The organism is Cobetia sp. UIB-001 (assembly GCF_044789135.1).
Lineage (GTDB): Bacteria > Pseudomonadota > Gammaproteobacteria > Pseudomonadales > Halomonadaceae > Cobetia > Cobetia amphilecti.
The window spans coordinates 4,082,951-4,095,658 of sequence record NZ_CP058244.1; the positions used below are offsets into that span (position 1 = coordinate 4,082,951).

The window sequence follows — 12,708 nt, forward strand, 5'->3', positions numbered from 1 at the left end:
GCAATTGAAACTCTGCCCGACAAGCGCCATCTTGTTTCCATCCCTCGACTGAGGGCTTTTCCGCTCAAGGAGTCAGGCATGTCTATCGAACAAGTGCTGTACCGTGCAGAAGCCACTACCACTGGGGGTCGTGAAGGCAAGTCGCGTTCTTCCGATGGGGCGCTGGATGTCACCCTGAGCACGCCGAAGGAGCTGGGCGGTGGTGGCGGTGAAGGTACCAACCCGGAGCAGCTGTTCGCGGCGGGTTACTCTGCCTGCTTCATCGGTGCCATGAAGCATGTGGCCAGCACTGACGGCGTGACACTGCCGGAAGGCCTGGAGATCACCGGCAAGGTGGGCATCGGCCAGATTCCGGCCGGTTTCGGTATCGAGGTGGCGCTGGATATCAGCCTGCCGGGCATGGACAAGGCCGAGGCGGACGCGCTGGTCGAGAAGGCGCACCAGGTGTGCCCGTACTCCAACGCGACGCGTGGCAACATCGATGTGACGCTGAACGTCAGCGTCTGATGACTGATCGCCAGACACGAAAACGCCGCCCCTCGGGGCGGCGTTTTTGATGGTGCGACACGCTCATTGCTTTCGAACGAAGTCGATCAAACGCCCTGCTCGCGCGCCATGCGCCGGGCAATCAGCGGAGCGTTCCACAGGCTGGGCAGCAGAATCAGCGACACCGGCACGGCGGTGACGACGATGAAGGATTGCAGCGCATTGATGCCGCCATCGCCCATCGAGATCAGCAGCGCCGCGACCACGCCCATCATCAGGCTCCAGAACACGCGCACGCCGCGCGGCGGATTGTCGTGACCGCTCATCACCATCGAGACCGCGTAGGTCATCGAGTCACCGGTGGTGGCGACGAACAGCGTGGTCAGCACCAGGAACAGCACCGAGATGGTGAAGCCGAACGGCAGCTGCTGGGTGATGGCGATCAACGCTGCCGGCAGGTTGAAGCCGGTGAACGGGCCGGAGACGCTGCCCGGGTTGCTCAGCTCGAAGGCCAGACCGCTACCACCGATGATGGTGAACCACAGGCAGGTGACCAGCGGCGAGATGACCGCGATCAACAGCACCATCTGACGCAGGGTGCGGCCACGCGAGATACGCGCGACGAACATCGCCATCAGCGGACCATAGCCGATGAACCAGCCCCAGAAGAACAGCGTCCAGCCATTCAGCCAGCCATCGTCACCCCGGAAGGAAGACATGGCGACGAAGTCACCGACATAGCGCACCAGGCCCTGCGGGAAGGCTTCGAGCAGGAAGCCGGTCGGGCCCATGATCAGGATGAACAGCAGCAGCGCGCCGCCGAGCAGGACGTTGGTGCTGCTCAGGAACTGGATGCCACGGGTCACGCCGCTGACGGCGGACAGGGTGTAGATGACGGTCAGCACGAGCAGCAGCGTGAGCTGGGTCGCGTAGGTATCGGGAATGCCGAACAGCGCATTGAGGCCATAGCTGACCTGCAGACCGAGGAAGCCGATGGGACCGACGGTACCGGCCACCACTGCCAGCACGCAGCAGGCATCGACCAGCGCACCGATGGGGCCACGCATGACGCGGTCGCCGAACAGCGGATAGAGCAGCGTGCGCGGCTTGAGCGGCAGGCCCTTCTCGTAGTGCAGGTACATGAAGATGATGCCGGTCAGGCTGCCGAGCATCGCCCAGGCCAGAAAGCCCCAGTGCATGAAGCTCTGCGCCAGCGCGTTGTAGGCGGCATCGGCATTGCCTGTCGGAGCATCCGCGCCGAACACCGGCGGCGGCGAGGTGAAGTGAGCGATCGGCTCTGCCGCTGCCCAGAAGACACCACCACCCGCCAGCAACGTGCACAGGATGATGGCCATCCAACGCAGCGTCGAGATATCCGGCGCCGCCAGCCCGCCCATGCGCACCCGTCCGGTACGGCCGATGGTCAGCACGATGGCGATGACGAAGGTCGCCAACATCAGCGCTTGCCAGTAGGCACCGAAGTATTGGGTCGAGACACCGAAGGCACTCTGGATGAGCGCGGAGACAGCGTCGAGATCCACCAGTGCGGCGATGGCAAACACTGCCAATACGCCACCACTGATGATGAAGACGGGCCAGTCGATACCTTGCGGGGTGTGTGCGGGTTCAGCGGGGGGATTTACCGGTGTGGCGGAGCCGGACGAAACAGTCCGGGAAGAATCCGTCATTAGTCAGCCTCTGGGCATGATCTGAGTGACGGTGCAGTGTATCAGCCGTAAAACGCTGAACTATGACACAAGCCGTTGTTTTTACACCTATGTAACGCGACGTATCACCAAGCCTACAGCCGTTTTACATCCGGGCATCGGTGATAACAACTCATGACCTCCCTCGGCTGCCATCTTCGGGCCATGCCAGACTGATCCGTGCATGACGACATGCAAAGGCCGCCCGAGTGGGCGGCCTTTTTCACATCAGCCAGTTACAGCCCTTGCTCACGCGCCATCTGCCGCGCGATACGTGGGGCATTCCACAGACTGGGCAACAGCACCAGCGAGACAGGCACCGCGGTCACCACGATGAAGGATTGCAGCGCATTGATGCCGCCATTGCCCATCGAGATCAAAATCGCCGCCACGACACCCATGATGAGGCTCCAGAACACGCGGACGCTGCGTGGCGGATTGTCGTGCCCGCTCATCACCATCGAGATGGCGTAGGTCATCGAATCCCCGGTCGTGGCCACGAACAGCGCCGACAGAATCAGGAACAGCACCGACATGATGAAGCCGAACGGCAGCTGCTGGGTGATGGCGATCAAGGCCGCCGACAGATTGAAGCCGCTGAACGGGCCCGAGACGCTGCCCGGATTTTCCAGCTCGAAGGCCAGGCCGCTGCCGCCGAGAATGGTGAACCAGAGACAGGTCGCGAGCGGCGACAGGATGGTGATCAACAGCACCATCTGACGCAGGGTGCGCCCCCGCGAGATACGCGCGACCAGCATCGCCATCAGCGGACCGAAGCCGATGAACCAGCCCCAGAAGAACAGCGTCCAGCTATCCAGCCAGCCGCTGTCGCCGCGGAAGACCGCCATCGGCACGATGTTGTCCAGGTAGTCGACCATGCCCAACGGGAAGGCCTTGAGCAGGAATTCGGTCGGCCCGAAGAGCACGATGAAGAACAGCATCGCGCCGCCGATCAGTACGTTGGCACTGCTCAGGAACTGGATGCCGCGCATCACGCCACTGACGGCGGACAGGGTGTAGACGAGGGTCAGGATGGCCAGCAGCACCAGTTGCGTCGCATAGGTATCGGGAATGCCGAACAGCGCATTGAGCCCGTAACTGACCTGGATACCGAGGAAACCGACCGGCCCCACGGTGCCCGCGATGACGGCCAGTACGCAGCAGGCATCGACCAGTGCGCCGATCGGCCCACGCATCACGCGCTCTCCGAGCAGCGGATAGAGCAAGGTGCGCGGCTTGAGCGGCAAGCCCTTCTCATAGTGCAGGTGCATGAAGACGACACCCGTCAGGCTGCCCAGCACCGCCCAGCCGAGAAAGCCCCAGTGCATGAAACTCTGCGCCAGGGCATTGTAGGCCGCATCGAGATTGCCGACCGGTGCCTCCGGCCCGAAGACGGGCGGCGGCGAGGCGAAGTGCGCGATGGGCTCAGCGGCGGCCCAGAACACGCCACCACCGGCGAGCAGGGTGCACAGGATGGTCGCCATCCAGCGCGGCGTGGAGATGTCAGGCGTCGCCAACCCGCCCAATACCACGCGCCCCGTGCGCCCGAAGGTCATGCCGACGGCGACGAGGAAGGTCACGATCATCAAGCCCTGCCAATAGGCACCGAAGTAGGTGGTCGAGAAGTCGAAGGCGTGATTGATCAGGGCCGACACGCCGTCCAGGTCGATGAGCGCGGCGGCGACGAACAGCGCCATCACGCCTCCACTGAGGAGGAAGACCGGCCAGTCCAGACTGCGGGAGCTGTTGAGCGCGGTGAGCTCGGAATCAGGAAGTGATGCGGCTTGATCGGGAGAGGATGCGGTGTGATCAGCAAGAGATGCGGCGTGATCGGAAAGGGGAGCTGCTTGGGTTGCGGAGCCGGACAAGGCAGTCCGGGTGGTATCCGTCATTAGTCAGCCTCGGGGCATGATCTGAGTGACGGGGCAGTCTAACAGGCGAGAAAGCGCCGAATATGACACAAGTGATTGTTTTTACACCCATGTAACGCGACGTATCATCAAGCCAACAGCCTCATTACATGCCTGCCACCCCGTAACCGCCAGCGAGAGGCTCGCCGCGGGAGCGTGCAGCTGCGAGGATGGAGTCTCACGGCGGCCAGCCTGCCGGTCGCCTTCGATCCACTGCCGCTCGCGGCCCCTGCAACGAACGCAAGCCATGACCTCGCCCCGTCGCCGCGACTTCACCCCCGCGATGAAGCGTCGCAACCAGCATCTGCTCAAGGACGTGACCTGTGCCCAGAGCGCACCGCTCAATGTCGCCTTCATTTTACTGGAGCACTTCTCGATGCCCGCCTTCACCAGCGCCCTCGATGTGCTGGTCACGGCCAATCTGCTCCGCGATATCCCCTTCTATCGCATTCACACCTTCGGGGTGACGGCGGGCAGTGTGCGCAGTGATCTGGGCATCGACATCATGGCCAGCGCCGGGCTCGAGTCGCTGGGGCAGGCGCAGATCGACATGATCATCGTGTGTGGCGGCTACCGGGTGCAGCTGGACGAGATTCCCTTGCTGAGCGAGGTCTTGCGGCGAGCCGACCACCAGGGCTGTCGCCTCGGCAGCCTGTGGAATGGCAGCTACTTTCTGGCAGCCGCCGGCGTGATGGCCGGCCATCGCTGCACCATCCATCCCGAGAATGCGGCGCTGTTCAGCGAGTCATTCCCCCAGCTGGAGCTGTCGCGTGCCCCGCTGGTGGTGGAAGCAGCGCGCTTCAGCTGCACCAATGCCGGCAGCGCGCTGAACATGATGCTGGAAGCCATGCGCCAGCGTCACGGCGATGACCTGGCGCGCAGTGTCGAGGAAATCCTCGCCTGCGAGCGCCCCGCGACGCCCAGTCCCTGGCATCCGGACCAGACGCTGCCCGCGCCGGACAGCCAGCACCCGGAGGCACTGCGCACCATTCTCGAGCTGATGAGCAACAACCTCGAGGAGCCTTTGAGCATGAGCGAGATCTCGCACTGCGTGACGCTGTCACGCCGCCAGATCGAGCGCCTGTTCACCCGCCATCTGGATACCACACCCTCGCGCTACTATCTGGAGCTGCGCCTGACCCGGGCACGCCAGCTGCTGACACAGGGCAGTGCCAGCATCACCGAGGTCACCGTGGCCTGTGGCTTCGTCAGCACCACCCACTTCAGCCACTGCTTCCGCGATTACTTCGGCATGTCGCCGACGCGTGCGCGTCAGCAGCGCTGACGTTGCCCTGTCGCTGACGTGCCGGCGCCGCTCCACAGACTTTCCGCCACTGAAACGCAAGACGCCGCCCCGAAGGGCGGCGTTCTTTCATTGCGGCTTGTGCTCACGTGGGGGTTCTTGCCCCGCGCTCACAATCTCGCTTCAGGCCCACATCAGGCAGAAGCCGTCTGCAGCTCGCGGCGCTCATGACGCTGACCGAGCAGGAAGACGATCAAGCCCGCGATGGCCATCGCCACCCCGACCAGGCCGATGGAGGAATGCGACGGGCCATAGGCGAAGGCCATGCCACCACACCAGGCGCCCAGCGCATTGGCAATGTTGAAGGCCGCATGATTGAGCGTCGCCGCCATGGTCTGGGCGTCTTCCGCCACATCCATCAGGCGCATCTGCAGCGCCGGTGCCAGCCCGATGCCGGTACCGACCAGCCCGACGAACAGGATGCCGCTCCAGACACCATCGGCGGCGAAGTAGAAGCCGCCCTGCACCAGCGCGCTCCAGATCAGCACGGCAGGAATGGTGCGCATCAGGTCGATGTCCGCGGCACGGCTACCGATCAGGTTGCCGATGATGGTGCCTACCCCGAAGACGGCCAGCACCATCGGCACCAGGTTCTGGGACAGCCCGGCCTGGACGTTGAGCGTCTCCACCGCATAGCTGTAGACACTGAACATGCCGCCGAAACCGATGCAGGCGATGCCGAGGGTATAGAGCACCCGCGGCTTGATCAGCGCTGCCAGCTCGGTGAGCGGGGTCGCGTCCTGATTGCCGGCCTGATAGGGCACGAAGCCGCGCACCAGCACCGCCGTGGCCAGCGCCAGCAGGCCGACGACGAGGAAGGCGGAATGCCAGCCGAACAGGCTGCCGAACCAGGTCGCCGCTGGCGCCCCGATCAGAATCGCCACCGTCAGGCCCAGCATCACGCGACCGACGGCCCGCCCGCGCTCGCCGGCGGGGGCAGCATCCGCCGCCACCAGGGCCGCGACGCCCAGATAGACACCATGCGGCAGGCCGGCGATGAAGCGCAGCGCGGCAAAGCTGGTCAGCGACGGTGCGAGCAGGCTGGCCACGTTGCTGACCGCGAACAGCAGCATCAGGCCGATCAGCAGCCCGCGACGCGGCAGGCGTGCGCCCAGCGCCGAGATCAGGGGTGCACCGACCACCACGCCCATCGCATAGGCACTGATGGCGTAGCCGACCTGCTGCGAGGACACATTGAAGTCCGCCGCGATGTTGGGCATCAGGCCCATGATCACGAATTCGGTAGTGCCGATGGCAAAGGCACCGAGCGCCAGCGCCAGTTCGGCGATGCGCGGATGGCGCGCAACGGGGGAGGCAGACATGTCCGGGTCTCCTGAAACTTGAAAAGGGGGTATCACCCGTGGCCGTACTCAGCCTTGGCGTCGCTGTCAGGGCAGGCCACGGCTGACATTGCCCGCGCATGGCTGGCGCTACGCAGGGCAAAAGACCGCGCGCCATTCATCATCAGCCGGAAGGCGGGAATGAATGGCGCGCGGGACAGGTAACGGGTGATGCGCTCGTGCGCGGCCTCTCTGGCGGAGGCCTGCGGCACGTCTGGCGCTGCTCTATCGACTTATGTACGCGTCTGGCAAGGCGCGATGGGAATCACGGGAGTGCGCAAGCTCAGGCCAGCGTGGCGAGGCGGCGGCAAACCCCTGTGTCCCTTCAAGACCCCAGGCCGGCGCGAGAACTGGCTGACGCGACAACTGGCCGACGCTTGAGTGATAACTGAAATATACGACCATTGTTGCAGATAACGCCACGCCAACCCAGCCACTTCGCGACGACAACTGTGATGCCCGAGCTGCAACATTGCATCACGGGACTGTCATGCGCGCGTGCAGCGGAAGCGGGGTGGATTATGCGATAATGCCGCGATTCAGCGACAGCAAGCGGATCACTTCCATGTCTTCGACTTCTTCAGCATCTTCCTCGGCGGCCAGCAACGCACGTGGCACGCTCTACATCATTTCCGCGCCGTCCGGCGCCGGCAAGACCACCCTGGTCAAGGCACTGCTGGAGCGCATGGACGGTATCGGCGTGTCCGTCTCGCACACCACCCGCGGCCAGCGCCCGGGCGAGCAGGATGCCGTCAACTACCACTTCGTGGATGTCGATCACTTCAAGACCATGATCGAGCAGGGCGACTTCTTCGAGCACGCCCAGGTCTTCGACAACTTCTATGGCACCTCGCGTCCGGCGGTCGAAGCTCGCCTGAGCAAGGGCGAGGACGTCATCCTCGAGATCGACTGGCAAGGCGCCCAGCAAGTGCGTGCCCAGGTGCCGGAAGCCGTCTCCATCTTCATCCTGCCGCCGTCGCGTGAAGCGCTGCTCGAGCGTCTGTCCGGCCGTGGTACCGATGGCGAAGACGTGATCGCGCGTCGCATGCGCGATGCGGTCAGCGAGATGTCCCACTACGACGAATACGACCTGATCGTCATCAATGATGACTTCGAACAGGCCCTCGACGAGCTGTGCGGACTCGTCAATGCCCAGCGTGCGCGTCTGCCGCGCGTGCAGCATCGCCACGCGGCACTGCTCGATTCCCTGCTGGCCGACTGATGAAGGCGGCGGGAATCCCGCTGCTCGCTCAGACGCTCAGTCAGCCGTTCGGTCAGCCGCGCGGCCGGCCGTTCTGACAGCAGTTCGGACAGCCTGACAGTCGGGCAGGACTTGCCGGCTTTCGTCCTGATCATGCGCGCTGTGGTCGCGTACGCCGCCGACAGACGCGCCAGGCGAAGGAGTTGATCGCGCCTGACTTGTCATGCAACAACGGCGTCGAGTAGACTCGATTCCCTTTCAGAATCATTGGCCGCTGAGCCGTCTCGCCCCTGGCGGGCCGGCTCAGCGGCATTGTGCTTGCGTCGTGTGCGAGATACTGTCAGATGATCAGGGTAAGTGACCCCTAGCGGTCGCGGCACTCTGCGCTGATTACACGCCGACAGCGAACCCCGAATATCCCGCTATTGATAGGTGCACCGCCATGGCTCGCGTAACCGTAGAAGATTGCCTCGAGAACGTCGACAACCGCTTCCAGCTGGTGATGATCTCCACTCGTCGTGCCCGTCAGCTGTCACGCGGCAGCCGCAACGCCCAACTGCCGTGGGAAAACGACAAGCCCACCGTCCTTGCCCTGCGCGAAGTGGCGGCCGGTCTGGTCGGTCGTGACATCCTGAACGAGCCGGTCGAAGCTCCGATCCAGCGCAAGCCGGTAATGCCGCAGATCGAAGACTGAGCCCACGCTCAACCTGCCGACTGCATGTGTGCTTCCGCACCTCTGCCACTCCCGCCCTCGCGGCCGGAGCACGGGGTGCGGGCCCGGAATCACTCTGAGCCAAGGCCGCTGAATGTTCACGATCGATGACCTGGCAGACCGCCTGGGCGGTTATCTTCCCGAGGAAGAGATCCGTCAGGTTAGGCGCGCCTTCTATTACGCCGAGCAGGCCCACGATGGTCAGCGCCGGCGTTCCGGTGAGCCCTATGTGACCCACCCGCTGGCGGTGGCGAACATTCTCGCCAACATGCACATGGACCATCAGAGCCTGATGGCCGCCATGCTGCACGATGTCATCGAAGACACCAGCGTGACCTTCGAGGCACTGGCAGGCCAGTTCGGCGAACCCGTCGCCCTGCTGGTGGATGGCGTCTCGAAGCTGACCCAGATCACCTTCGAGGACAAGGCCGTCGCCCAGGCCGAGAACTTCCAGAAGATGGTGCTGGCGATGTCCCAGGACATCCGCGTCATCATCGTCAAGCTGGCCGACCGTCTCCACAACATGCGTACCCTCGGTGCCCTGCGCCCCGAGAAGAAGCGTCGCATCGCCCGTGAGACGCTCGAGATCTATGCCCGCGTCGCCAACCGTCTCGGTATCAACACCATCCGCGTCGAGCTGGAAGACCTCTCCTTCCAGGCGCTGCACCCGATGCGTTCCGAACGCATCAAGCGTGCCGTCACCGCCGCGCGTGGCAATCGTCGTACCCTGATGCGCGAGATCCAGGCCAGTCTGCAGAACGCGCTGGAGCGCGATCAGCTGCCCGGCTCGGTGATCGGCCGTCAGAAGCATCTGCTGTCCATCTATCGCAAGATGCGTGACCAGCAGAAGCCCTTCAATGAATTGATGGACGTGTTCGGCTTCCGCATCATCACCGATGACGTGGACAGCTGCTATCGCATCCTCGGCGTGGTGCACAATCTCTACAAGCCGGTGCCGGGTCGCTTCAAGGATTACATCGCGATCCCCAAGGCCAACGGCTACCAGAGTCTGCACACCACGCTGTTCGGCATGAACGGCATGCCCATCGAGGTACAGATCCGTACCCGCGAGATGGAAGCGATGGCCAACAACGGCATCGCGGCGCACTGGCTGTACAAGGCCGGCCAGACCGACCGCCCCATCGGCGCCGGCAGCCATGCGCGTGCCCGCGAATGGGTGCGGGGTCTGCTCGAGATGCAGCGCCATGCCGGCAACTCGCTCGAGTTCATCGAGCACGTCAAGAACGACCTCTTCCCCGACGATACCTACGTGTTCACCCCCAAGGGCGACATCATGGAATTGCCGCGCGGCGCGACGGCGGTCGATTTTGCCTATGCGGTGCACACCGATGTCGGCAACAGCTGTATCGCCTGCCGCATCGATCGTCATCTGGCACCGCTATCCTCGCCGCTGGAGAGTGGCCAGACCGTCGAAGTCATCACCGCGCCGGGCGCCAAGCCCAATCTGGCGTGGCTCAACTTCGTCACCACGGCCAAGGCGCGCTCTGCCGTGCGCCATTACCTCAAGCATCAGCAGCGCAGCGAATCCGTGACCCTGGGCCAGCGTCTGCTCAACAAGGCGCTCTCCGGGCTGGACTCTTCCCTCGAGCAACTGCCGCCCAGGCGTCTCGATACGCTGGCCGCGGAGCTGGAGCTGGAAGGCGGGCGTGATGATCTGCTCGAGTCCATCGGGCTCGGCACCCGCGCCGCCTACAGCGTCGCCCAGAGCCTTCTGAGCGACACGACCAACACCACGGCGCAGCAGCCCAAGTTCTCGGCCAAGGACGGCAACGTCCAGGCGGAGAACAGCGGCAACAGCCCGATGCAGGTCAGCGGTGGCAACAGCATGGTCACCAGCTATGCGCGCTGCTGTCACCCGCTGCCCGGCGAGCCGATCATGGGCCATCTGTCGGCCGGCAAGGGGCTGGTGGTCCATCGTCAGGAATGCAGCAACATCACCGAACTGGCCAGCGATCCGGAACGCGTCTTCCCGCTGACCTGGGCCGATCAGGTCGAAGGCGACTTCACGGTGGCGCTGCGTATCGAGGCACAGACCCAGCGCGGCCTGATCGCCGAGCTGGCCGAGCTGGTCACCGATGCCGAAGCCAATATCGAGCGCATCGGCATCGAGGAACGCGACGCCCATCTGGCCATCGTCAATCTGACGCTGGCCGTGCGTGATCGCATTCATCTGGCGCGCATCATCAAGCGTATGCGCAACCTGTTGCACGTGGAGCGAATCACCCGCGTCCTCAGCTGATCTACCGTACTGGCCGCGTCGTCCGCCACTGGCGGGCGGCGCGGTTTTTGTTTTCAAGGCTGCCGCAGAGCGGCCATCGGACACGTTCTTCTGAACACCCGTGTCGCGGCCAAGGCCGACTGCAGTGCAGGTCCTTGACCGCGACCGAACTCGCCGTGGACGGCGAGACCCTATAACCACAATCGTAACCCGCTGCTGAAGGCCGCCACCACACAACACTCGCAACCGGCAAGGCTTGAGCGCAGTCACAAGGAGCATGTCATGAGCAATCGCGCGATCATCAACACCAACAAGGCCCCTGCTGCCATCGGTCCGTATTCCCAGGCGATCAAGGCGGGCAACACCGTCTATCTGTCCGGCCAGATTCCGCTGGACCCGCAGACGATGGAAGTCGTCGAAGGCGGTATCGAGGCGCAGGCGCGTCAGGTCTTCACCAACCTGAATGCCGTGTGCGAAGAAGCCGCCGGCAGCCTGGGCGACATCGTCAAGCTCAACCTCTACCTGACCGATCTGGACGACTTCGCGCGCGTCAACGCGGTGATGGAAGAGTTCTTCACCGCGCCCTTCCCGGCGCGTGCCGCGGTTGGCGTCAAGGCGCTGCCCAAGGGCGTGGCCTTCGAAGCCGAAGGCGTGATGGTCATCGGTGACTGAGCACCCGCTCACTGACGATGGCAGGTCACCCGCGAGAAGTGGCTGACGCAGAGACGACAGTGCCCGCCCCGGGATTTCGGGGCGGGCACTGTCAGTTGGCGCTTCGCCTGGGCACTTGACCAGGCGCTTCATCACTCGAGAACTGCGCCGCTCGTCAGCCAGTCTCGGCGAGCAACTTATCCACACCCGGTCAGACGGCTCGAGGCGCAACCGGGTGTGGATAAGTGAAAGCGGCGGTGATCAGCGGCCCGACAATTCGCTCTTCGGCACCGTCACGCCGTGCTCCTTGAGCACCTCGGCATAGCCTTCGCGGAAGGTCGGGTAACGGAAGGTGTAGCCGCTCTCGAGCAACAGGGCATTGCCGCAGCGCTTGCTGGAACGACGCCGCAGCGGTGACTGGATCACCTCGGTGGACTCGACCTTGAGCTGACGCGCCAGCCAGGCCATCACTTCGTGCAGCGGTGCGCCATCGCAGTCGGTGGCCAGATAGATCGGCTCGACCGGCTTGCCCTCGAGGCTCAGTGCGATCAGGTGCGCCAGCACGCCCGCGCAGTCGTCACGGTGGATGCGGTTGGAGTAGAGTGGCGGGTTGCTGGCGGCGATGCGACCATCACGCGCCTGGCGGATCAGCATGTCGCGGCCCGGCCCGTAGATGCCGGAGAAGCGCACCACGGTGCCGTTGAGCGAGGAATCGAGCAGTGCCTGCTCGCCTTCGCGCATCAACTGGCCCGAGAAGCTGGTGGCATCGGTGGGCGACTGCTCGTCGACTTCCTCGCCATCCTTCTGGGCGTAGACGGAGGTCGAGGACACGAACAGCACGCGGGTCGGCGGTTTGGCGCGCGACTCGAGCTCCGTCACCAGCGCCCGAATGCCGTCGACGTAAGCGGCGCGATAGGCCTCTTCGTCGAAACGGTCGGCGCTCAGCACATGTACCACCGTGTCGGCATCTGGCAAGCTGGCCAGTGCACCTTCGGCAGTGATGTCCAAGGCCAGCGCCTCGATGCCGAGATCCGCGAGCTTGGACACATCGCGCCTGACACCAATGACGTGCTGACCGGCCTTGAGCAGTTCGCGCGCCAGCGCGCTGCCAACGTCGCCACAACCGAGGATGAGACTCGTCTTCTTCACCTTTGCCATGC

The 12,708-nt window shown here is 64.1% G+C and carries 10 protein-coding genes; 6 read left to right on the plus strand and 4 right to left on the minus strand.

Features of this window, described 5'->3' with window-relative positions; translation table 11 throughout:
- Nucleotides 1-78: 78 nt before the first annotated feature.
- A complete protein-coding gene (locus HA399_RS16935) occupies nucleotides 79-507 on the plus strand; it encodes an organic hydroperoxide resistance protein (protein ID WP_054556341.1) in 429 nt (142 codons plus the stop codon).
- Nucleotides 508-593: 86 nt separating this feature from the next.
- Here the strand turns inward: HA399_RS16935 and HA399_RS16940 are convergent, their stop codons facing one another.
- Both HA399_RS16940 and HA399_RS16945 read right to left on the minus strand, forming a co-directional pair.
- Nucleotides 594-2,174 carry a BCCT family transporter gene (locus tag HA399_RS16940; RefSeq protein ID WP_153636711.1) on the minus strand — a complete coding sequence of 527 codons (1,581 nt, stop codon included), beginning with the start codon at nucleotides 2,172-2,174 and terminating at the stop codon, nucleotides 594-596.
- A gap of 254 nt (nucleotides 2,175-2,428) precedes the next feature.
- Nucleotides 2,429-4,084: a BCCT family transporter gene (locus HA399_RS16945; RefSeq protein WP_324690880.1), complete on the minus strand. Its 1,656-nt coding sequence runs from the start codon at nucleotides 4,082-4,084 to the stop codon at nucleotides 2,429-2,431.
- A 265-nt stretch (nucleotides 4,085-4,349) separates the two neighbouring features.
- On the opposite strand from HA399_RS16945, the gene HA399_RS16950 reads away from it, so the two are divergent.
- Complete coding sequence (locus HA399_RS16950; RefSeq protein ID WP_248380239.1) at nucleotides 4,350-5,387, plus strand: GlxA family transcriptional regulator; 1,038 nt, start codon at nucleotides 4,350-4,352, stop codon at nucleotides 5,385-5,387.
- A gap of 152 nt (nucleotides 5,388-5,539) precedes the next feature.
- Here the strand turns inward: HA399_RS16950 and HA399_RS16955 are convergent, their stop codons facing one another.
- Nucleotides 5,540-6,727, minus strand: a complete 1,188-nt coding sequence (locus tag HA399_RS16955) for an MFS transporter (protein ID WP_107335799.1) — start codon at nucleotides 6,725-6,727, stop codon at nucleotides 5,540-5,542.
- Between the two features lie 583 nt (nucleotides 6,728-7,310).
- On the opposite strand from HA399_RS16955, the gene gmk reads away from it, so the two are divergent.
- From gmk to HA399_RS16975, 4 genes are all read left to right on the plus strand, one after another.
- A complete protein-coding gene (gmk, locus tag HA399_RS16960) occupies nucleotides 7,311-7,967 on the plus strand; it encodes a guanylate kinase (protein ID WP_052384319.1) in 657 nt (218 codons plus the stop codon).
- A 421-nt stretch (nucleotides 7,968-8,388) separates the two neighbouring features.
- Nucleotides 8,389-8,640, plus strand: a complete 252-nt coding sequence (rpoZ, locus tag HA399_RS16965; RefSeq protein WP_043331755.1) for a DNA-directed RNA polymerase subunit omega — start codon at nucleotides 8,389-8,391, stop codon at nucleotides 8,638-8,640.
- A gap of 112 nt (nucleotides 8,641-8,752) precedes the next feature.
- Entirely contained in the window at nucleotides 8,753-10,918 is a 2,166-nt protein-coding gene (locus HA399_RS16970) for a RelA/SpoT family protein (protein ID WP_404325573.1), read from the plus strand.
- Nucleotides 10,919-11,179: 261 nt separating this feature from the next.
- Nucleotides 11,180-11,569: a RidA family protein gene (locus HA399_RS16975; protein WP_404325574.1), complete on the plus strand. Its 390-nt coding sequence runs from the start codon at nucleotides 11,180-11,182 to the stop codon at nucleotides 11,567-11,569.
- A gap of 240 nt (nucleotides 11,570-11,809) precedes the next feature.
- Here the strand turns inward: HA399_RS16975 and HA399_RS16980 are convergent, their stop codons facing one another.
- Nucleotides 11,810-12,697 (minus strand): SDR family oxidoreductase, encoded by an 888-nt coding sequence (locus HA399_RS16980; protein WP_153636715.1) that lies wholly within the window; start codon nucleotides 12,695-12,697, stop codon nucleotides 11,810-11,812.
- Between the last annotated feature and the right edge of the window lie 11 nt (nucleotides 12,698-12,708).